17 protein-coding genes and 2 rRNA genes are annotated in these 20,519 nt (G+C 70.5%); 1 reads left to right on the top strand and 18 read right to left on the bottom strand.

Translation table 11 applies throughout. The features are described 5' to 3' along the window. Nucleotides 1-45 precede the first annotated feature (45 nt). The 16 genes from obgE to AB0I79_RS05050 form a co-directional block, all read right to left on the bottom strand. Entirely contained in the window at nucleotides 46-1,398 is a 1,353-nt protein-coding gene (gene obgE / locus AB0I79_RS05125; protein WP_357867133.1) for a GTPase ObgE, read from the bottom strand. A 150-nt stretch (nucleotides 1,399-1,548) separates the two neighbouring features. After that, entirely contained in the window at nucleotides 1,549-1,806 is a 258-nt protein-coding gene (gene rpmA, locus AB0I79_RS05120; RefSeq protein ID WP_012893687.1) for a 50S ribosomal protein L27, read from the bottom strand. Between the two features lie 15 nt (nucleotides 1,807-1,821). Further along, nucleotides 1,822-2,124 carry a 50S ribosomal protein L21 gene (gene rplU / locus AB0I79_RS05115; RefSeq protein WP_357867130.1) on the bottom strand — a complete coding sequence of 101 codons (303 nt, stop codon included), beginning with the start codon at nucleotides 2,122-2,124 and terminating at the stop codon, nucleotides 1,822-1,824. A gap of 217 nt (nucleotides 2,125-2,341) precedes the next feature. Continuing rightward, entirely contained in the window at nucleotides 2,342-5,005 is a 2,664-nt protein-coding gene (locus tag AB0I79_RS05110; protein ID WP_357869596.1) for an Rne/Rng family ribonuclease, read from the bottom strand. Between the two features lie 990 nt (nucleotides 5,006-5,995). Continuing rightward, complete coding sequence (locus tag AB0I79_RS05105) at nucleotides 5,996-6,748, bottom strand: TIGR03936 family radical SAM-associated protein (RefSeq protein ID WP_357867127.1); 753 nt, start codon at nucleotides 6,746-6,748, stop codon at nucleotides 5,996-5,998. A gap of 153 nt (nucleotides 6,749-6,901) precedes the next feature. Beyond that, nucleotides 6,902-8,812 (bottom strand): TIGR03960 family B12-binding radical SAM protein, encoded by a 1,911-nt coding sequence (locus AB0I79_RS05100; RefSeq protein WP_357867123.1) that lies wholly within the window; start codon nucleotides 8,810-8,812, stop codon nucleotides 6,902-6,904. Between the two features lie 20 nt (nucleotides 8,813-8,832). After that, nucleotides 8,833-9,012, bottom strand: a complete 180-nt coding sequence (locus AB0I79_RS05095; RefSeq protein WP_357867120.1) for a hypothetical protein — start codon at nucleotides 9,010-9,012, stop codon at nucleotides 8,833-8,835. Between the two features lie 5 nt (nucleotides 9,013-9,017). Further along, a complete protein-coding gene (gene rodA, locus AB0I79_RS05090; protein ID WP_357867117.1) occupies nucleotides 9,018-10,181 on the bottom strand; it encodes a rod shape-determining protein RodA in 1,164 nt (387 codons plus the stop codon). A gap of 25 nt (nucleotides 10,182-10,206) precedes the next feature. Continuing rightward, nucleotides 10,207-12,255 carry a penicillin-binding protein 2 gene (mrdA, locus tag AB0I79_RS05085; RefSeq protein ID WP_357867114.1) on the bottom strand — a complete coding sequence of 683 codons (2,049 nt, stop codon included), beginning with the start codon at nucleotides 12,253-12,255 and terminating at the stop codon, nucleotides 10,207-10,209. After that, a complete protein-coding gene (gene mreD / locus AB0I79_RS05080; RefSeq protein ID WP_357867112.1) occupies nucleotides 12,252-12,707 on the bottom strand; it encodes a rod shape-determining protein MreD in 456 nt (151 codons plus the stop codon). The genes mrdA and mreD overlap by 4 nt, the downstream gene beginning before the upstream one ends. Nucleotides 12,708-12,984: 277 nt before the next feature. Further along, nucleotides 12,985-13,863 carry a rod shape-determining protein MreC gene (gene mreC, locus AB0I79_RS05075; RefSeq protein ID WP_357867109.1) on the bottom strand — a complete coding sequence of 293 codons (879 nt, stop codon included), beginning with the start codon at nucleotides 13,861-13,863 and terminating at the stop codon, nucleotides 12,985-12,987. Then, nucleotides 13,863-14,894, bottom strand: a complete 1,032-nt coding sequence (locus AB0I79_RS05070) for a rod shape-determining protein (protein ID WP_357867107.1) — start codon at nucleotides 14,892-14,894, stop codon at nucleotides 13,863-13,865. The genes mreC and AB0I79_RS05070 overlap by 1 nt, the downstream gene beginning before the upstream one ends. Before the next feature lie 393 nt (nucleotides 14,895-15,287). Beyond that, entirely contained in the window at nucleotides 15,288-15,698 is a 411-nt protein-coding gene (gene ndk / locus AB0I79_RS05065) for a nucleoside-diphosphate kinase (protein WP_020546379.1), read from the bottom strand. Between the two features lie 155 nt (nucleotides 15,699-15,853). Continuing rightward, nucleotides 15,854-17,488: a hypothetical protein gene (locus AB0I79_RS05060; RefSeq protein WP_357867103.1), complete on the bottom strand. Its 1,635-nt coding sequence runs from the start codon at nucleotides 17,486-17,488 to the stop codon at nucleotides 15,854-15,856. An 11-nt stretch (nucleotides 17,489-17,499) separates the two neighbouring features. After that, on the bottom strand, nucleotides 17,500-17,841 hold the full coding sequence (locus AB0I79_RS05055) for a DUF4233 domain-containing protein (protein WP_357867101.1): 342 nt from the start codon (nucleotides 17,839-17,841) through the stop codon (nucleotides 17,500-17,502). After that, nucleotides 17,841-19,130, bottom strand: a complete 1,290-nt coding sequence (locus tag AB0I79_RS05050; RefSeq protein ID WP_357867098.1) for a folylpolyglutamate synthase/dihydrofolate synthase family protein — start codon at nucleotides 19,128-19,130, stop codon at nucleotides 17,841-17,843. Before AB0I79_RS05050 ends, AB0I79_RS05055 begins: the two co-directional genes overlap by 1 nt. A gap of 187 nt (nucleotides 19,131-19,317) precedes the next feature. On the opposite strand from AB0I79_RS05050, the gene AB0I79_RS05045 reads away from it, so the two are divergent. After that, nucleotides 19,318-20,136 carry a carbohydrate-binding protein gene (locus AB0I79_RS05045; protein WP_357867095.1) on the top strand — a complete coding sequence of 273 codons (819 nt, stop codon included), beginning with the start codon at nucleotides 19,318-19,320 and terminating at the stop codon, nucleotides 20,134-20,136. 117 nt (nucleotides 20,137-20,253) lie between these two features. On the opposite strand, the gene rrf is transcribed toward AB0I79_RS05045, so the two are convergent. Both rrf and AB0I79_RS05035 read right to left on the bottom strand, forming a co-directional pair. Further along, nucleotides 20,254-20,370 (bottom strand): 5S ribosomal RNA (gene rrf, locus AB0I79_RS05040). 61 nt (nucleotides 20,371-20,431) lie between these two features. Further along, nucleotides 20,432-20,519 (bottom strand): 23S ribosomal RNA (locus tag AB0I79_RS05035); the annotation flags it as partial.

Below are 20,519 nucleotides of genomic sequence, written 5' to 3'. Positions count from 1 at the left end.
GCCGCCCGCCTGGGACGCCGGCCCCCTTCGCGCCTGGGACGCGTGCTACCCGAGGCGCATGTCGGTGCCGCGCGGCCCCTGCCGCACCGACTCGGCGTTCAGCGTGGGCTGCCAGTCGAAGACGTAACCGCCCTCCATGGGCCCGATGACCACCTCGGCGCCGGCCTTGGCGCCCGCCTTGGCCAGCTGCTCCTCGACGCCCAGCCGCTCCAGCCGGTCGGCGAGGTAGCCGACGGCCTCGTCGTTGCTGAAGTCGGTCTGCCTGATCCACCGCTCCGGCTTCTCACCGGTGATCTGGAACAGGTTGTCGTTGACCCGCCGCACCTTGAACCCGGCGTCCCCGAGCTGCTTGGGCCGGATCACCAGCCGCGTGGGCTCCTCGATCGGCTTGTTGGCCCTGGCCGCCGCGACCCACTCGCCCATCGCGTACGTCAGCTCCCGCAGCCCGTCGTGCGTGGCGGCGGAGATCGTGAACACCTGCAGCCCCTTGGCCTCGAACTCGGGCCTGACCATCTCGGCCAGCTCCCGGGCGTCGGGCACGTCGGCCTTGTTCAGCACGATCATCCGCGGCCGGTCCTCGAGCTTCCCGTACGCCCGCAGCTCCGCCTCGATCACCTCGTAGTCCGTGATCGGGTCGCGCCCCGGCTCCATGGTGGCGCAGTCGATGACGTGCACGAGCATGTCGCACCGCTCGACGTGCCGCAGGAACTCGTGCCCGAGCCCCTTGCCCTGCGACGCCCCGGGGATCAGGCCGGGCACGTCGGCGACGGTGAACACGTTCTCCCCCGCGGTCACCACGCCGAGGTTGGGGATCAGGGTGGTGAACGGGTAGTCGGCGATCTTCGGCTTGGCCGCGCTCAGGGCGGCGATCAGCGAGCTCTTGCCCGCGCTCGGGAAGCCGACCAGCGCCACGTCGGCGACGCTCTTCAGCTCCAGGAGCACGTCGAGGCCGTCGCCCGGCTCGCCGAGCAGCGCGAAGCCGGGCGCCTTGCGCTTGGTGGTGGCCAGCGCGGCGTTGCCGAGCCCGCCGTGCCCGCCCTCGGCGATCACGTACCGCGTACCGGCGCCCACGAGATCGACCAGCACCTCGCCGGTGGCGGCGTCCTTCACCACGGTCCCGTTCGGCACGGGCAGGATCACGTCCTCCCCGTTGGCGCCGTCACGGTTGGAGCCCTGACCCTGCTTGCCGTTCTCCGCCTTGCGGTGCGGGCGGCGGTGGTAGTCGAGCAGGGTGGCGGTGTTGGGATCGACCTCGAGGATGACGTCGCCGCCCCGCCCGCCGTTGCCGCCGTCGGGGCCGCCGAGCGGCTTGAACTTCTCCCGGTGGATGGAGGCGCACCCGTTCCCCCCGTCACCGGCCCTGATGTGAAGGACCACCTGGTCCACGAAGTCCGGCATCCCCGTATTCCTCCATCACCCCCGCCAGGGGGCATCTCATTCCAGCACCGAGGCCGTGAAGCCCGGAAAACGCCAAAGGGTGGATCGACACCCGATCGAGTCGATCCACCCCTGAAGCAACAAACCCGAAGGTCGAACGAGCAGGAAACCCTACTCGGCGACGGGAACGATGCTCACGGCCCGACGGCCGCGCTTGACACCGAACTGCACGTGACCCGCGGCCAGCGCGAACAGCGTGTCATCGCCACCACGGCCGACGTTGTCGCCGGGGTGGAAGTGGGTGCCACGCTGACGGACGATGATCTCGCCCGCGTTGACCAGCTGGCCACCGAAGCGCTTGACGCCCAGACGCTGGGCGTTGGAGTCACGACCGTTCCGGGTGGACGACGCGCCCTTCTTGTGTGCCATCTCTCAAACTCCCGTTCAGGCCTGCTCGATACCGGTGATCTTCACCTGGGTGTACCGCTGGCGGTGACCCTGGCGCTTCTTGTAACCGGTCTTGTTCTTGTACTTGAGGATGCGGATCTTCGGGCCCTTGGTCTCGCCGAGAATCTCGGCGCTGACCATGAACTTGCCCGCCTCGGTGGTCACATCGCCGTCGTTGACGACGAGCACCGTCGGCAGCGAAACCGAAGAGCCGACCTCGCCGGCGACCTTGTCCACCTCGAGGACGTCACCGACGGAGACCTTCTGCTGCCTGCCGCCGCAACGAACGATCGCGTACACCGCGGAACCCTTCTACTGACTCACTGTTGTCTCGAACATCGGCCGCCTCACGGAGAGGCGGCCGCCGAATGCTGCGCCTGTCATTCGGTCTGTCTCAAACCGACGAACCGAGTAAGCGCGCCAACAGGGCACGTCACCTGACGCACCGATTCACCAGGGTACCGGATGACCGGGCCCCTAGGCGAACCGGACGGATCGTCGGAAGTCTGTCGAGCAGCTACTCGGCAGACTTGGCTCGGCGGGAGCGTCGCCGCCCTCTGCCGGAAGTCTGGTTTGCCTGGTCGTCCTCGGCCGGGACGTCATCAAGCGCACCGGTCACGGTATCACGGCTGGAGGAGTCCTTGGCCGCGGAAACCTTGTCCGAGACCGCCTTCTCGACCGCCATCTTGCCCTGCGTGCCACGCGGCTCCGGCTTGGACTCCACCGGTTCGGTGGAGACCACCAGGCCGCGCCCGTTGCAGCACTCGCACGGCGTCGAGAACGCCTCCAGCAGGCCCTGACCGACCCGCTTACGCGTCATCTGGACCAGCCCCAGCGAGGTGACCTCGGCCACCTGGTGCTTCGTCCTGTCGCGCGCCAGGCACTCCAGCAGCCGCCGCAGCACCAGGTCGCGGTTCGACTCCAGCACCATGTCGATGAAGTCGATCACGATGATGCCACCGATGTCGCGCAGCCGGAGCTGGCGGACGATCTCCTCGGCCGCCTCCAGGTTGTTCCTGGTGACGGTCTCCTCCAGGTTGCCGCCCTGGCCGGTGAACTTGCCGGTGTTGACGTCGACGACGGTCATCGCCTCGGTACGGTCGATCACCAGCGAGCCACCGCTCGGCAGCCACACCTTGCGGTCCAGCGCCTTGGCGAGCTGCTCGTCGATCCGGTACGACTCGAACACGTCGCCCTGCTCGCCGTCCCACTTCGACAGGCGCTCGGCCAGGTGCGGAGCGACGTACTCGACGTAGTCGTCCACCGTGTCCCACGCCTCGTCGCCCTGGACGACCAGGTTCGTGAAGTCCTCGTTGAAGACGTCACGCACGACCCTGATGGTCAGGTCGGGCTCGGCGGACAGCAGCTCGGGCGGGCTGGCCGACTTGGCCTTCTTCTGGATGCTCTCCCACTGCGCCGACAGCCGGGCCACGTCGCGGGCCAGCTCCTCCTCGGAGGCGCCCTCGGCCGCCGTGCGCACGATCACACCGGCGTTCTCCGGCATGACCTTCTTCAGGATGCTCTTGAGCCGCGTGCGCTCCTTGTCGGGCAGCTTGCGGCTGATGCCGGTCATCGACCCGTCCGGCACGTACACGAGGTAACGCCCGGGGAGGCTGATCTGCGACGTGAGGCGGGCGCCCTTGTGCCCGATCGGGTCCTTCGTGACCTGCACGAGCACCGACTGGCCCGACTTCAGCGCCGACTCGATCCGCTTGGGCTGGCCCTCCATCCCGGCGGTGTCGAAGTTCACCTCACCGGCGTACAGGACCGCGTTCCTGCCCTTGCCGATGTCCACGAACGCCGCCTCCATCGAGGGCAGCACGTTCTGCACCTTGCCGAGGTAGACGTTGCCGACGTACGACTGGCTGGCCTCACGGTTGACGTAGTGCTCGACGAGCACGCCGTCCTCCAGGACCGCGATCTGCGTACGGTCGCCCTGGCGGCGCACCACCATCATCCGGTCCACGGACTCGCGGCGGGCCAGGAACTCCGACTCGGTGATGATCGGCGGGCGCCGGCGGCCGAGCTCGCGCCCCTCACGGCGGCGCTGCTTCTTGGCCTCCAGCCGGGTGGAGCCGCGCACGCTCTGCACGCCGTCGGTGGCGGTGTCGAGCGTCGCCGTACGGCCGGAGCGCGGCGCGCGGATGCGCACCACGGTGTTCGGCGGGTCGTCGCTGGCCGGCTCGGCGACCTCCTCGCTGCCCCGGCGGCGGCGACGGCGACGACGCCGCGACGTGGAGGACTCCTCTTCCTGGGCCTCCTCCGCCTGCTCCTCGTCGCCTTCCTCCTCGGACTCCTCGCCGTCCTCGGCCTCGTCACGCTCGCGCGCCTTGCCGCGGCCCCTGCCGCCCCTGCGGCGGCGACGGCGACGGCCGCCGCCCTCTTCCTCCTCCTGCTCGTCGGAGGTGTCGAGGTCGGTCTCCTCGTCCTCGGCCACGGTCTCGTCGACCGGCTCCTCAGCCTCCTCGGGCTCGGGAGCGGGCTGCGGCTCGACCTTCCGCTGCACGACCGGCTTGGCACGGCTGGGGTCGGGCGCCTGGAACAGCGGCGCGAAGATGGCCGCCGGCCGCTGGAACGCGGCGCCGCCCGCCTCGACGTCCCTGCGCGCGGTCAGCCCGAAGGGGTCGGCGAGCAGGCTCGGCCGCACGCTCTCCTCGTCGAGGTCCTCACCCGCGGGCTCGTCGTCGAGCGGCTCGTCCTCGGGCAGGATCTCCAGAATGTCCTCGTCCGCCTCGTCGCCCTCGGCAGCCTCACCGGCACCTGCGTCCGCGGGGCCCTCGCCGGCCGCAGCGCGGCCCTTACCGGCACGGCCCCTACCGGCGCCGGCCGCCGCACGGCCCGCACCGGCCGCAGCCGCTTCGACGCCCGCGCCGCCGGCCACGTCGGCGCTGCCCTCACCGGCGCCCGCCGCCGCAGCGGCCTCACCGGCCGACAGCGCGGCGCCTCCGGCCTCACCGGCAGGCACGGCAGCGCCCCCAGCCTCACCGGCAGGCACGGCAGCGCCCCCGGCCTCGCCTGCGGGCACCGCAGCACTCTCGGCCGCGCCCGCCGCCTTACCGGCCTTCGCCGTCGTGGCCTTGCGCGTACGGCGCCGTGCCGTCCCGGTCGCCCCTTCAGGAGCGACGGCGGCCTCCGCGGCCGCACGGTCGGCACCGGCAGGGACGTCCTCAGCCGCGCCCACCTGGCCACCGGCACCCGTGACCGCCGCCTCGCCGCCGAACGGCGCCGCGACCTCACCACCACCGGAGGGCGCGACCACTTCGGCCCCCTCGGCGGCACCGGCCTCGGCCACCCCGGCCCGCGCGGCGGAGTCCTCCACGGACCGCGCCTCGCCACCGGACACCGCCACGCCGGAAACCTGCGCGCCGGACACCTCGGTGCCGGACACCTCGGCGACAGGCGCCGCGGCCTCTTCCGCCTCGGCCTTCTTACGCGTCCTGCGCCGCTTCACAGGCGCCTCCGCGGCGGCCTCAGCGACGGCCTCAGCGGCCTCGCCGGGCGCTCCGGCCTCACCCTCCGGCACCGCGGGCGCGGCTTCCTGCTCGGCCTCAGCGGCCTTCTTCGTCGTACGTCGCCGCGTCGTCGTCGCGGTCGACCGTGTCCTGGTGGCCCTCTTCGGCTTCTCGGCCACGGCGTCGGCGACGGCCTCGGCCGCGGCGGCCTCCACCGGGCTCGTCCCCTCGGCAGCCGCACCGGCGCTCCCCGCCGCCGTACCGGCAACGGCATCAGCGGCCGGCACGGTCGCCGTACCGGCCTCGGCCGTGCGCTCGGTCGCCGCGAGCAGCTCAGGCGCCGGCTCACCGGCGGCCCGCTGGGCGGCGTTGCGCTGCACCGCCTGCACCTCGGCCACGGACGGCGCGGCCTGTGCGGCGGCGACAGTGACCGGAGCGGAGGCCGGCTCCTCGGGCAGCTCCGGCGGAGGACCCGCGGGGCGGCTGGCGGAGCGGCGACGACTGGTCACCTCGGGCTGTTCAATTGTCTCCCCGTCGGGGCCAGTGGCCCCGGCGTTGGGCTCGTTGTCGAGCATGCGGGCGTTCTCCCGTCAGCTCCCGGGCGCGTCGCCGCGCCGCGCAGGAGCCCTCGTGTCTCGTTGTCCGCCGGCGCTCCCGTGAAGAGCGCGCCGGCGCCAAGTCCTGTCAGCGGTCGTGTCCGGCTCATGCCGGGCACGTCCTTAACCGGCGACGTGCTCACCCACCGCTCCCGCCTCGCCGCCGCGCGTGGTGTCGCGGTCCAGGTCGAGCGGGTCGGCAAGTGCACCGGTGCTCGCGTCGAGCGGCCCCTGCGCCAGCCTGGTCACCTCGGGGGGAACCGGCGGCGCGAAGTCGGCCACAAGGCGCAGCCCTGTGAGCACATCGTCGGGTCGAACGGCAGGCGTCATGTGCCGAACAACCATGCGCAGTATGACACACGGCTCTCCATGCACCTGAGCTGCGATTCTGTCTGTTCCCTCGAACACCGTGAGCCCCAGGACGGCCTGCCGCGCGTCAAAGCGGCGGGGACCCTTCTTGGTCAGGCGCTCGACTTCCACCGTGCCTGCCGCGAGGAACTTCTCCACCGCCACCTCGGCGGGCTCGCGATCGGCACCCGGCAGCCGCACCTCCCAGTCGGAGACCTCCAAGCGGTCGGCCAGCCCACCCTGCCCCGCCTCCACGACGTCGAGCACATCGAGCCCAGACGGCAACGACTCGTCCAGGCTCTGTCTGACCTGGGCGGGGTCGCACGGCGTGGTAACACCGATCTCGAGGTATTCGGCTTCGCTGGCGACACCGGTCGGTGCCGCGCCCGCGTAGGAGATCTTCGGGTGGGGCGAGAAGCCCGCGCTGTAGGCCACCGGAATGCCGGCACGGCGGACCGCCCTCTCGACGGCCCGCGAGATGTCGCGATGGCTGGTGAAGCGCAGGCGGCCGCGCTTGGCGTAACGCACACGCAGGCGCTGCACCGTGGGCGCGGGCGGAGGCCCTTCGGGAACAGGTTTCAGAGCTTGTCGTCCTTCCCTTGTAAGAGTTCCTTCGTCTCAGGATAAGCCGCTGCGGCGGATGAACGTGTACGCCGTGACACGGCTCGCCCACTGAGCGCGCTAGACCACCGTCAGAGGAAGGAGTTTTCGCCCCGTGGGGCCGATCTGGATCTCGGTGCCCATCGTCGGGCAGACACCGCAGTCGTAGCACGGAGTCCAGCGGCAGTCTTCGACCTCACCGCCGGAGACGGCCTCCTGCCAGTCCTGCCACAGCCATTCGCGGTCGAGCCCGGCGTCGAGGTGGTCCCACGGCAGGACCTCGTTCTCCTCCCGCTCGCGCGTGGTGTACCAGTCGACGTCGACGCCCGCCTTCTCGGCGGCGGCCATCCAGCGCTCGTAGGAGAAGTGCTCGCTCCAGCCGTCGAACCGGCCGCCGTCCTCCCAGACGGCCCTGATCACGGCGCCGACCCTGCGGTCACCCCGCGACAGCAGCCCTTCCACGATGGACGGCTTGCCGTCGTGGTAGCGGAAACCGATGGCGCGGCCGTAGTTCTTGTCGCTCCTGAGCGCGTCGCGCAGCGCCTTGAGCCGCCTGTCGACGGTCTCGTGGTCGGCCTGGCCCGCCCACTGGAACGGCGTGTGCGGCTTGGGTACGAAGCCGCCGATGGAGACCGTGCAGCGGATGTCGCGGCTGCCGGTCGCCTCGCGGCCCGCCTTGATGACCTTCTTGGCCAGGTCGGCGATGCCGAGCACGTCTTCGTCCTGCTCGGTGGGCAGGCCGCACATGAAGTAGAGCTTGACCTGGCGCCACCCCTGCGAATAGGCCGTGGTGACGGTGCGGATCAGGTCTTCCTCGGTGACCATCTTGTTGATCACCTTGCGCATGCGCTCCGAGCCGCCCTCGGGCGCGAACGTCAGGCCCGAGCGCCTGCCGTTCCTGGAGAACTCGTTGGCCAGGTCGATGTTGAACGCGTCGACCCGGGTCGAGGGCAGCGACAGCGAGGTGTTGGTGCCCTCGTAGCGGTCGGCCAGGCCCTTGGCGACCTCGCCGATCTCGGAGTGGTCGGCGGACGACAGCGACAGCAGGCCGACCTCGTTGAAGCCGGACTCCTTGATGCCGTTCTCGACCATCGCGCCGATCGTGGTGATGGAGCGCTCGCGCACCGGGCGCGTGATCATGCCGGCCTGGCAGAAGCGGCAGCCGCGCGTGCAGCCGCGGAAGATCTCCACGCTGAACCGCTCGTGCACCGTCTCGGCCAGCGGCACCAGCGGTTTCTTCGGGTAGGGCCACTCGTCGAGGTCCATCACGGTGTGCTTGTGCACCCGCCACGGCACGTCGGCCCGGTTGGGGGCGACCCGCTTGATGCGGCCGTCGGCGTGGTACTCGACGTCGTAGAACTTCGGCACGTAGACCCCGCCGGACTCGGCGAGCCGCATCAGCAGTTCGTCACGCCCGCCGGGGCTGCCCTCGGCCTTCCACTCGCGGATGACCTCGGAGATGGCGATGGAGATCTGCTCCCCGTCGCCGAGCACGGCCGCGTCGAGGAAGTCGGCGATGGGCTCGGGGTTGAAGGCCGCGTGGCCGCCGGCGAGCACGATCGGGTCGTCCTCGCCGCGGTCGGCGGCCAGCAGCGGGATGCCGGCCAGGTCGAGCGCGGTCAGCAGGTTGGTGTAGCCGAGCTCGGTCGAGAACGACACGCCGAGCACGTCGAAGGCGCGCACCGGCCGGTGCGCGTCCACGGTGAACTGCGGGACGCCTTCGGCCCGCATGAGCTCCTCGAGATCCGGCCAGACCGCGTAGGTGCGCTCGGCCAGCGTGCCCGGGAGCTCGTTGAGAATCTCGTAGAGGATGGCCACGCCCTGGTTGGGCAGCCCGACCTCGTAGGCGTCCGGGTACATCAGCGCCCACCGCACGTCCGCCGCGTCCCAGTCCTTGACGGTCGAGTTGAGCTCACCCCCGACATACTGGATGGGCTTCTGCACCTTGGGCAGCAGCGCTTCCAGGCGGTGGAAAATCGACTCGACAGGCATACCGTCAAGGGTAGCGGCGCTCAGACGGTGGCGGGTCCGGGGATGCCGATGTCGTTTCCACCGGGCACCGGGATGTGGTGCCCTTCGTAGCGGGTCAGCTCGACGGCGATGACCCCGCTGTCCAGACCGTGCACGGCGGCGACGTTGTTCGCGGGCAACAGGAAGCGTTCGCCGCACTCGTCGCAACAAGCCACGAACATTACCCCTAATTGAACGACTGTCTTCGCACCCTGATGGCCTGGAGAAGCCCGACGGCGATGAGATTGGCGAACGTGGCGGTGCCGCCATACGACACGAAGGGCAGCGGCAGCCCGGTGATCGGCATGATCCCGATCGTCATGCCCACGTTGATGAACGTCTGGAACGCGAACCAGCACACGATCGTGCCCGCGACCAGCGTCCCGAACCGGTCCTCGCACTGCCTGGCGATCTTCAGCCCGCGCAGCAGCACCACCCCGAGCAGCAGCACCACGGTGACCGACCCGAGGAACCCGAACTCCTCCCCCGCCACGGTGAAGATGAAGTCGGTGTGCTGCTCCGGCACGAACCGCCCGGTCGTCTGCCCGCCGCCGAGCAGCCCCTTCCCCAGGAGCTGCCCCGAGCCGATCGCGATCATCGACTGCGTGCTGTTGTAGCCCACCCCGCGCGGGTCCACGCTCGGGTCGACGAACGCCGTGAACCGCGCCACCTGGTACGGCTCCAGCATCTGGAAGTAGAACACCGAGAACATCCCGCCGGCCGCGACCAGCGTCAGCGCCCCGATCCACCGCTTGCGCATGCCCGCGATGATCAGCCCGGCGGCAGTGATCACCGCCAGCACCATCGCCGTGCCCAGGTCCGGCTGGAGCATCACCAGCCCCATCGTGATCGACGCGCACAGCAGCACCAGTGCCACGTCGAGCCCGCGGGGCCGATCGGTGCCCTCGGCCGGCTGGGCCAGCAACATCGCGATGATGAGCAGCAGCCCGACCTTGGCGAACTCCGACGGCTGCACCGCGAACCCCCCGCCGAGCAGGATCCACGAGTGCGAGCCGTTGATCGTCGCCCCCAGCGGCGTGATCACCAGCCCCAGCCCGACCAGCGACAGCAGGAACACCAGCGGCGCGTACGCCCGCATCGCCCGATGGTCCACCATGGCCACGATCCCGCACAGCACCACGCCGATGGTCTCGTTGAGCAGGTGCTTCTTCACCAGCCCTGTCGAGCCCGGCGCCCAGGTCCTGGTGGACGACCACACCAGCAGCGTGCCGATCACGCACAAGCCGGCCACCGCCACCAGCATCAGCCCGTCCAGCCGGCGCACGGTGGAGTTCTCGGCGGTGATCCGCCGCAGCAACGAGGGCCGCCGCACGACCGCTGTCCGCGCCATCACCTCCACCCTCCCGTACGCCTGCTCATCCCCGGATCACCGTTCCGTCCGGGGCGAAGCGCGGCAGCCGCGTGGTCAGCCGCCCGCCGTTGGGCACGGCGGGCTTGCGCTTGATGCCGTAGATCCCCTCATAGATCTCCCGTACGGCCGGCGCGGCCGTCTGCGCGCCCATCCCGCCCTGCGAGACCATCGCGACCACCACGTACTGCGGGTTCTTCGTGGGCGCGAACGACGCGAACCACGAGGTGTCCTGCTTCCCCCAGACCTCGGCGGTTCCCGTCTTGCCGCCCACCCGCACCTTGTTCATCGGGAACCCGGCGAAGGCCCCCGCCGCCGTGCCGTCGGCGGCCACCTGGCTCAGCGCGTTCTTGATGTAGAGCCGTTCCTTCTCGCTGAGCGGCAGCTTGCCGACCACCGGCACGGGGATGGTCCTGACCACCTTGCCGTCGGGCCGCACCTGCGCCCACCCGATGCGCGGGCTGCGCACCTTGCCGTCGCTCACCAGCGCCGCATACGCCCTGGCCAGCTGCATCGGCGTGACCAGCACGTCGCCCTGCCCGATGGAGAAGTTGGCCGAGTCGCCCGGCCGCAGCAGGAAGCCCTCGGTGCAGTTCTCCAGCGCCAGCCGCTTCAGGAACTCGGCCCGCGCCTTGTCCTTCTCCTCCGGATACCCCTTACGCGACCGCTCGCAGTTGACCGCGCTGGTCTGGTTCCACAGCTCCTTCTTCCAGGTCCGGTCGGGGATGCGTCCCCCTGACTCGCCCGGCAGGTCCACGCCGGTCGGGCTGCCGAAGCCGAACGCCCGCGCCGTGTTGGCGAACACCTCCTTGGGCTTGCGCTTCGGAAAGCGCCCGCCGTCCTTGAGATACTGCTCGTACGCCGCCCGGTAGAAGATCGTGTCGCACGACTTGACCAGCGCCGTGTGCAGGGAGAGCGTGCCCAGCGCGATGCCGCGGAAGTTGTTGAAGGCCCGGCCGCCCACCGCGTACGAGCCCGGGCACGAATAGTGGCCGTTGAGCGGATATCCGGCGCGCAGCATGGCCGCCACCGACGAGACCTTGAACGTCGAACCGGGCGCGAACTGCCCGTTGATCGCCCGCGACACGAGCGGTTTGCCGGACTTCTCCGACAGCAGCCACTGGTAGCCCCGCGCCGAGATCCCGCCCGCCCAGATCTCGGGGTCGTACCCGGGCGCGCTGGCCAGCGCCACGACCCGCCCCGTACGCGCGTCGAGCACCACCGCGGCCCCGCCGTCGGCCGACGGCGCCGACTTCATCGCCTTGTCGAGCGCCTTCTCGGTCACCGCCTGCACGCGGGAGTCGATGCTGGTCACGAGGTGGTCGCCGGGGATGGGGGTGATCTGCTCCTCGACGCCGAGCGCCTTGCCCATCCGGTCGACCTGCACCCTGCGCAGCCCGGCCTTGCCCCGCAGCGCGTCGTCGTAGACGTATTCGAGCCCGTCGCGCCCCGCCAGGTCCACCCCCGAGAAGCTGGCCTTGAGCCCTTCCCGCTTCTCCAGCTCGGCCTCGGTGACCGGCTGCAGGTAGCCGAGCATCTGCGCCCCGGCCCTGCCTCCGGGGTACTGCCTGACGGAGTGGATCTCCGCCGTCACCCCGGGGAACTCCTCCTGCCGCTCCAGGATCTGCAGCGCCTCGCGCGTGTCGACCTTCTCGTCCAGCGGCACCGGCTGGTACGGCGACCCCGTCCAGCACGGCTTGCCCACACCCGGGCCGCACGGCGTGATGCGTTGCTGCAGGTCCGACACCGGCCGCCCGAGCACCTCGGAGAGCTTGCGCAGCACCTTGACGCCGCCGTCCTTCATCCTCGACAGGCGGGTCCTGTCCACGGAGACGACCAGGGCGGTCTTGTTGCGCACCAGCGGCCGGCCCGAGGAGTCGAGTATCTGCCCGCGCACGGCCGGCACGATCACCGCGCGTGTCCTGGTCTCCGTGGCCCGCGCCACGAACTCCTGCCCGCGCACCACCTGCACCTGCCACAGCCGCACGGCCAGCACGACGAGCAGCGTCAGCACCAGCACGTGCAACGTCAGCAGCCGGGCTCGCATCCTGGTCATGTCGCGAATCTCTTCCTGGTGGTCAGCCAGATCACGATCGGCGAGACCAGCAGCGTGTAGACGATCGTGACCGGCACCTGCTCGGTCAGCGTGGACATCGTCACCCGGGGATCGGAGATCAGCCCGCCCACGGCCGCCGCCAGCAGCGGCGCCATCAGCACGCACAGCACGACGGTCGTCACGGGCCCGCCCGCGCCCCGCCCGGCGACGTAGCCGACCAGCGCGAGCACGAACGCGTACTGGCCCATGAGATGAGCGGTCGGCGGCATGACGTCGACCAGCAGCCCGGCGAAGAACCCGAGCACCGCCCCCGGCGCGGGCCCTCTGACCAGCGCGGCCCCGATGACGACCAGCAGCACCAGATCGGGCGCTCCGCCGGCGGGCAGCGGCACCCGGTTGACGAGTATCACCTGCGCCAGCAACGCCAGCACCACGGAAACACCCCCGATCACCGCGCCCCCTCCCCGCTCGCCGGCCCCACGCCGACCCCGCCGATCACCACGACCACTCCGCGCCCGGCGACCCCGCGGTCACGCCTCACCGGAAGCACCGCCCGGCAGCCGCCCCCGCACCGACGCCCTCCCCTCACTGCCAGCGCCACCCGGCAGCCGCCCCCGCACCGACGCCCTCCCCTCACTGCCGGCGCCACCCGGCAGCCACCTCCACACCGACGCCCTCCCCTCACCGCGAGCGCCACCCGGCAGCCGCCCCCGCCCCCACGTCCTCCCCTCACCGCGAGCCCTCCTTGGAGGGCAGCACCGCGTCACGCGGGTCCCGCTTCGGCGCCTCCACCACCACGCCGACCACGTCGAGGGCCGTCAGATCCGCGTACGGCCGGGCGTAGGCGATACGCGTCAGCTCCCCTGGCGTGGACTCCACCCGTTCGATGACCCCGATCGGCACCCCCGGCACGTACGGCCGCGCGTGCTGGGAGCCGAAGCTCACGATCCGCCCACCCCTGCTCATCGCCGCGGTGGAGTCGAGCAGCCGGAACTGCACGAGCCGCCCGTGCTCCCCCACCCCGTGCACGACGCCGATCTCCTTGCCACCTTCCAGCCGCGCCCCCGCGGCCGAGGCGGGATCGCTGAGCAGCACCACCGTCGAGGTACGGGAGGAGGCGTGCAAGACCCGCCCGACCAGCCCGTCGCCGTTGAGCACGGTCATCTCCGGCCGCACCCCGTCGTTGGTGCCGATGTCGATCTGCACCGCGTCCTCGAACCCCGGCTGCCCCCGCCTGGCGATCACGTTGCCGGGGACCACCTTGTATCCGCCGGCCCCGGCAAGCCCGACCAGCCGCTCCAGTTCCTTGGAGCGGTCGGCGTCGAGCTTGCCTGCCAGCAGCCCCGCACGCAGCTTCGCGTTCTCCGCCTTGAGCGCCTCGATGCGCTCCCTGGCGGCGGGGGCGGTCAGGATCGCGTGCACGAACGTGCTGACGGGGCGCATCACCCCGCCGCCGAACTGCTCCGCCGTGCCGAACAGGTAGGACCCGGCCGCGCGCAACGGGCGCAGCGGTGAGCTCTCGCCGGTGCGGTGGTCGATGGTCAGGATGACCAGCGCCGCCGCCAGCAGCACTCCCAGGATCAGCCGAGCACGGCGTGAGTCTCTCATCAGTGTCGCGACTCCGGCACCAGGACCTGCTGGAGGGCCTCGAACTCCTCGGCGCACTTGCCGGACCCGATGGCCACCGAGTCGAGGGCGTTGTCGACCAGGTGGACGGGCATGCCCGTCTCGGCCTTGACCCGCTCGTCGAGCCCCTTGAGCAGGGCTCCACCGCCGGTGAGCGCGATGCCGCGGTCCATGATGTCGCCGGACAGCTCGGGCGGGCACTTGTCGAGCGTGGTCTTGACCGCGTCGACGATCGCGTTGACCGGCTCCTCGGTGGCCTTCCTGATCTCCTCGCTGGACACGATGATCGTCTTGGGCAGCCCGCTGACCAGGTCGCGCCCGCGGACCTCCGCGTGCGCCTCCTCGCCGAACGGGCAGGCCGAGCCGATGGCTATCTTGATCTCCTCGGCGGTGCGCTCGCCCAGCATCAGCGAGAACTCCTTCTTGGCGAACGCGATCACCGCCTGGTCGAGCTCGTCGCCGCCGATCCTGATCGACTGGCTCGTGACCACGCCGCCCATCGAGATGATGGCCACCTCGGTGGTGCCGCCGCCGATGTCGACGACCATGTTGCCCGTCGGCTCGTGCACCGGCAGCCCGGCCCCGATGGCGGCGGCCATCGGCTCCTCGACGATGTAGACCTTTCTGGCCCCCGCCTGGTAACCGGCCTCTTTCACCGCCCGCTGCTCAACGCTGGTGATGCCGCTGGGCACGGCGATGATGATGCGCGGCTTAGCGAGATGTCGCCGTCGATGCACCCTTTGGATGAAATATCGCAACATCCGCTCAGTGACGTCGAAATCCGCGATCACACCGTCCTTGAGCGGACGGACCGCGATGATGTTGCCAGGCGTGCGGCCGATCATTCGTTTGGCCTCGATGCCGACCGCAACGATCTTGCCGGTCGCCGTGTTTATCGCGACGACTGATGGCTCATTGAGCACGATGCCACGGCCACGCACATAGACCAGCGTGTTGGCGGTGCCCAGGTCGACCGCCATGTCACGGCCGAGGAACGCGAGCTTGCTGCCCATGGGGAACGGAGCCCTCCGTAACGTCGTTCGCGAATGACTACGGATCGAATTCGAATCGTAACGTGACGTACCCACCGATGCGCGCAATGAGCCATCGCGCCCCTCAAAAATCTCCAGCCCCTACCTCAACCGCAATTTTGCCCGGATTGCACCACAACATCCGCTGAGGCTCTGGAACGATCCAACAACCAACCGCGAGAAACCATACGGTAAGCAGCCGACAAAAACCTGCCGCGCCGCCCCTCCACAATATTCCCGTCCCCTGCCGCACCCCGAGCGACCGGGCACACGGGCACGGGCTCCATCCCCATCCACGAGCATCCGGGACAAAAGAAACGCGCGCCCCAGCGGCCGAAGCCGCAGAGACGCGCGCAGAAAAGAACCGGAAACAGCCTAGAACCGGTCCGGGAAGAAGATCTTGATCTCGCGAGCCGCCGACTCGGGCGAGTCGGAGCCGTGCACCACGTTCTCACCGATCTCGAGGGCGTGGTCACCGCGGATCGTCCCCGGAGCCGACTTGACCGGGTCGGTGGCGCCGGCCAGGGCGCGGAAGGCCTCGACGGCACGCGGCCCCTCCAGCACCATGGCGACGAGCGGCCCCGAGGTGATGAACTCGACGAGCTCGCCGAAGAACGGCCGCTCGGAGTGCTCGGCGTAGTGCGCCTTGGCGGTGTCGGCGTCGAGGGTGCGCAGGTCCATCGCCACGACCTTGAGGCCCTTGCGCTCCACACGGGCGATCACGTCACCGATGAGGCCGCGCTTAACCCCGTCGGGCTTGATCAGGACAAGAGTGCGCTCGGACACTTGGAGTTCTCCTTCGAACAGAGTGGGGTCGCGACTGCAGGCATCCGGCCTGGCCGCGAAGACGCGTCGCGGGGCACGCGCCCACGCGTCGCCGTAGCAGGGCCCTCAGCTTACCGTCCCCGGCCGCGCCCTCGTTTTCCCCAGCACGACCAAGCCTAGGAAGAGGCGCCGCGGCCCTCGGGAGAATGCCCCTGAGGCGGCACGGCGGGCTCCACCCGCCCCTCGGACGCGGCCCCCGCCTTGTCGAAGGCGCCCCGGGCCGCCACGGGCAGCACCACGCGGGGGATCGCACCGGTGGGCCCCTCCTCCTCCTCGTCGTCGTCCCCGCCCGGCGCCGGCACGAGCAGCACATCCGCGGGCGCAGCAGGGGGAATGCCGGCACAGGGAGGTTCCACCGGCGGCACGGGCTCCGCCAAAGCGGCCCCCGTCCCGGAACGCCGGGCCATCACGGCCGCCAGCACGATGATCGCCACCACGAGGAACCCGCCGATCAACGCCCACCAGTGCAACGCCCCCACGAAGCTGTCGACCAGCTCCTGCGCCGACCGCACCCCGTCCAGCATGGTCATCTGCACCCCCGTGCCGAGCAGGAACCCCGCCAGCACGCCCGCGCAGCCCAGCGACAGCCCGAACACCGCCGCCCCGACGCCCACCTCCTGCGACGCCGCCGTCAGCGCCACCGCCGCACCCACCGCGAGCAGGCTGAACGGCACCGTCAGCACCATCCCGTCGGCCGACGGCACCACGAGCCGCACCGAGCAGAGCCCGACCACCATGGCCAGCAGCCCCAGGGGCGCCAGCCAGCGCCCCGCGCCCCGCGTGAGCAGCCGCACCACCACCGAGGCGACGATCGCGAGCACCCCGGCCACGGTGTACGGCACCCAGAGGCCGCGCAGCCCGGGCCCGCCGAGACCGCCCATCTCCACCAGCGTGACCTGCGCCGCGCTGGGCAGCAGCACCACACCGACCGCCACCATCGTGTACGCCGTCGCGCGGCCGCGCGCGTCCCCGATCGAGGCCAATGCCAGCAGCCCCAGGACCGCCACCGCCGCCAGCAGGATCACCGGCAGGGCCCGCCAGCCCTCGCTCGCCGTGCTGATCGCCACGACCGCGATGGCCGCGGCGGGCACGGCCGCCAGCAGCAGCCGCCCGCGCTCATGCAGATCGGGGGCGGGCGTCTCGGGCCGCCCGAGCAGCATCCACGCGACCAGGTGAACCGCGGCAAGGCCGAGCGCGACACCCGTCACCATCGGGTACGGCTGCAGCGTGACCCGCCAGCTGCTCACCTCGTCCAGCGGCCACAGCGCGAACGCCTGCGCCGCGAGCAGGCTGAGGCCGAACACACCCACCCACAGGGCCCGCAACACCGGCAGGCGGCTCCACACGGCCGCCAGCGTGGTGGTGAGCACGAGCCCGGCGCCGGCGCCGCGCAGCACGCGCACCACGCCGACGACGAACTCCGAGTCCGCGTACCCGCCCGCCGCGTCGGACAGCGCCACCAGTGCCAGCCCGCCCACCAGCAGGTGGGCGACGGGCACGCGGCGCAGCGCCACACCCGCCAGCGGAACGGCCAGTATCAGGGCGGGCAGCGCGAGTCCGTGCGTGCGCATGAGCCCGGCGTGGTCGAGGCCGGGCGGCAGCAGCCTGGCGACGACGGACAGCGTGTTGGGGATCGCGACGACCGCCAGCGGCAGCGACGCCACGACGAGGAGCCCGAGCAACGTGTCGAGCAGCCAGGGATGTCTGAGGCGCGCCTGATGCGGCGGCCGCGTGCTTGGGGGGACGGCCATAGAGGCCGACTTTAGCGGGAAGTAGCGCCCTCGACACGGCGAGCGACGATAATCACCGTGATCCACAGCGCCGTGAAGATCGCGCCGAGGAAGAACATGGTCGCCACGAGGAAGCCCGTGCAGATCGCCAGCACCTGGACGACGCTGCCGAGCACGTACCCGAAAGGCCGTTTGAGCAGGCCCGCCGCGACCACGCACAGCACCGCCAGACCGATGCCGACCGTCACGGCGAGCGCCGGCTCTACGCCCCCCACGCTGATCGCCACAGGCGTGATCAGCCCGGCCACGATCGCCTCCATGCCGAGCACGCTCGCGCCGAGCCTGCGCATGCCGGGTGTGACCTCGAAGTTCATCATGTGCCGTCCGCCTTGAGCAGCAACCGCGCGTCGCCCGCCGTCACGACGGAACCGGTGATGAGCACGCCCGTGCCGCTGAACTCGCCCTCGGCATCGGCGATGCCGATCGCCCTGTCGATGGCGTCGTCGAGCCGCTCGACGACGTGGACGCGCTCCTCGCCGAACAGCGGCACGGCCAGAGCCGCCAGCTCCTCGGCGGACATCGACCTGGGCGAGGAGTTGCGGGTCACGACGATCTCGTCGAGGATCGGCTCCAGCAGCTCGAGCAGCCCCGCCACGTCCTTGTCGTGCATGACCCCGACCACGCCGATCACCTTGGCGAAGTCGAAAGCCTCGTGCAGCCCCTCCAGCGACGCCTGCATCCCGCCCGGGTTGTGGGCGGCGTCGATCACCACCGTCGGGGTGCGCCGCACGACCTCCATCCGCCCCGGCGACGACGCCTGCGCGAACGCGGCACGTACGAGCTCCACGTCGAGCGGATCGTCACCGCCGGTCAGCGCCTCGACGGCGGCCAGCGCGCAGACGGCGTTGCTCGCCTGGTGAGCGCCGTACAGCGGCAGGTAGATCTCGTCGTAGACGCCCTTGAGCCCGCGCAGCGTGAGCAGTTGCCCGCCGATCGCCACCTCCCGGCTCAGCACGCCGAACTCCAGCCCCTCGCGCGCCACGACCGCTCCGACGTCGGCCACGCGCCGCATCAGCACCTCGGCGGCGGCCAGCTCCTGCTGGGCGAGGATGGCGGTCGCGCCGGCCTTGATGATGCCCGCCTTCTCGCCGGCGATGCTCGGGATGTCAGGACCGAGCCGGTCGGTGTGATCGAGCGAGATGGGCGTGATCACGGACACGGTGCCGTCGGCGACGTTCGTCGCGTCCCACGACCCGCCCATGCCCGTCTCGACGACGGCGACGTCGACCGGCGTGTCGGCGAACGCCGCGAAGGCCATGGCCGTCAGCAGCTCGAAGAACTGGATGCGCCGCCCCTGCGTGTCGGCCAGCTCGACGTACGGGATGACCTCCTCGTAGACCTGGGAGAACCGCTCCTCGCTCAGCGGCTCCCCGTCAACGGTGATCCGCTCGCGCATCGACACCAGGTGCGGGCTGGTGAACCGCCCCACCCGCAGGTTGCGCTCCCTGAGCAGCACCTCGGTCAGCCGCGCCGTGCTCGTCTTTCCGTTGGTGCCGGCGATGTGTATGACCGGGTACGACCGCTGCGGCGAGCCGAGCAGGTCAAGGAGGGCCGCGATCCGATCGAGCGTCGGCTCGAAATCCCACTCGACGCCACGATCCATGATCGCGCGTTCTACCGCACGATAATCCACCCTTCAACCCTACTGACCGCCGGCAGCGGTCCGTACGCGGGGCGAACATATTGCCGCGCATATAGAAAACTGGAGGGTACTCACCCGGACGGCCAGGGTGCCACCTTGGGAAACAGCCTGCCCCACCCCCCGGCGGGCCGCTCTTGAGGAGGCAATCGTGGACGGCGAGCACACTCGCGCGGAAAAGCAAGGCAGCATCAGCAGGAAGACGCTGTTCAAAGCGGCACTCATAGCGGCACCGGTCCCCTTGCTCGTCGGACAGGTGCCGGCCCTCGCCCGGCAGACGGCCCAGAGCGGCGGGCCGCTCACCCCCACCCCGTACTGCGAAGACGGCGACGACCCCACCATCCCCCAGATGGAGGGCCCGTACTTCAAGCCGAACTCCCCCCAGCGCACGGTCCTGCCCGGCGCCGGCACGCCGCTCACCGTCAGCGGGTACGTGTTCGGCCTCGCGTGCCAGCCCCTGGCCAACGTGCTGCTGGACTTCTGGCAGGCCGACAACGCCGGCGCGTACGACAACATCACGTACAACTTCCGCGGCCACCAGTACACCAACGCCCAGGGCGCCTTCAAGCTCACCACGATCGTGCCCGGCCTCTACCCGGGCCGCACCAGGCACATCCACGTCAAGGCCCAGGCCCCCGGCCGGCCGATCCTGACGACGCAGCTCTACTTCCCCGGCGAGCCCCGCAACAACACCGACACCATCTTCGACCCCCGCCTCCTGATGAACGTCCGGACGGTGGGGACGGGAAGGGAGGCCACGTTCGACTTCGTGCTCAACGTCCCGGGCGTACCGCCCACGGACCCACCGACGAGTCCGCCTCCGGGCGGCGGCACCTGGCAGGTTGGGGTGACCTACCAGGCGGGTGACCGGGTCACCTATGGCGGCGCGGCCTACCGGTGCCTGCAGGGGCACCAGGCCCAGGCGGGCTGGGAACCACCCAGCGTGCCCGCACTGTGGCAACGCGCCTGACCCACACGGTCCCCGAACGCAAGAAGAGGGCCACTCCGGCTGCTGGGAGTGGCCCTCGTTACACCAAAAAGAGAGGGCCCCGACCAGTGCTGGTCGGGGCCCTCCCCTATAAAGATTGTCCGGCGGTGACCTACTCTCCCACACCCTCCCGAGTGCAGTACCATCGGCGCAGGGAAGCTTAACTTCCGGGTTCGGAATGTAACCGGGTGTTTCCTTCCCGCCATAACCGCCGTAACCCTGCGAAACAGCCGTTTGCTGTCTCAGAATTGCCTAGTGGACGCGAGCAAGATGCTTTGTGGTCAAGTCCTCGGCCTATTAGTACCGGTCAGCTCCACACGTTACCGTGCTTCCACCTCCGGCCTATCAACCCGGTCGTCTACCGG

The organism is Nonomuraea sp. NPDC050202 (genome assembly GCF_040656115.1).
In the GTDB taxonomy this organism is placed as follows: domain Bacteria; phylum Actinomycetota; class Actinomycetes; order Streptosporangiales; family Streptosporangiaceae; genus Nonomuraea.
The sequence above is the reverse complement of the archived record's forward strand: the minus strand, read 5'-3'. Positions and strand labels throughout refer to the sequence as shown.

What these genes read in the sequence shown, in the direction of transcription:
- mreC (WP_357867109.1), bottom strand. Translation starts at nt 13,863, where the DNA reads ATGAGAGACTCACGCCGTGCTCGGCTGATCCTGGGAGTGCTGCTGGCG.
- obgE (WP_357867133.1), bottom strand. Translation starts at nt 1,398, where the DNA reads ATGCCGGACTTCGTGGACCAGGTGGTCCTTCACATCAGGGCCGGTGAC.
- mrdA (WP_357867114.1), bottom strand. Translation starts at nt 12,255, where the DNA reads ATGACCAGGATGCGAGCCCGGCTGCTGACGTTGCACGTGCTGGTGCTG.
- AB0I79_RS05100 (WP_357867123.1), bottom strand. Translation starts at nt 8,812, where the DNA reads ATGCCTGTCGAGTCGATTTTCCACCGCCTGGAAGCGCTGCTGCCCAAG.
- AB0I79_RS05060 (WP_357867103.1), bottom strand. Translation starts at nt 17,488, where the DNA reads ATGGCCGTCCCCCCAAGCACGCGGCCGCCGCATCAGGCGCGCCTCAGA.
- AB0I79_RS05055 (WP_357867101.1), bottom strand. Translation starts at nt 17,841, where the DNA reads ATGAACTTCGAGGTCACACCCGGCATGCGCAGGCTCGGCGCGAGCGTG.
- AB0I79_RS05070 (WP_357867107.1), bottom strand. Translation starts at nt 14,894, where the DNA reads ATGGGCAGCAAGCTCGCGTTCCTCGGCCGTGACATGGCGGTCGACCTG.
- AB0I79_RS05095 (WP_357867120.1), bottom strand. Translation starts at nt 9,012, where the DNA reads ATGTTCGTGGCTTGTTGCGACGAGTGCGGCGAACGCTTCCTGTTGCCC.
- AB0I79_RS05050 (WP_357867098.1), bottom strand. Translation starts at nt 19,130, where the DNA reads ATGGATCGTGGCGTCGAGTGGGATTTCGAGCCGACGCTCGATCGGATC.
- rodA (WP_357867117.1), bottom strand. Translation starts at nt 10,181, where the DNA reads ATGGCGCGGACAGCGGTCGTGCGGCGGCCCTCGTTGCTGCGGCGGATC.
- rpmA (WP_012893687.1), bottom strand. Translation starts at nt 1,806, where the DNA reads ATGGCACACAAGAAGGGCGCGTCGTCCACCCGGAACGGTCGTGACTCC.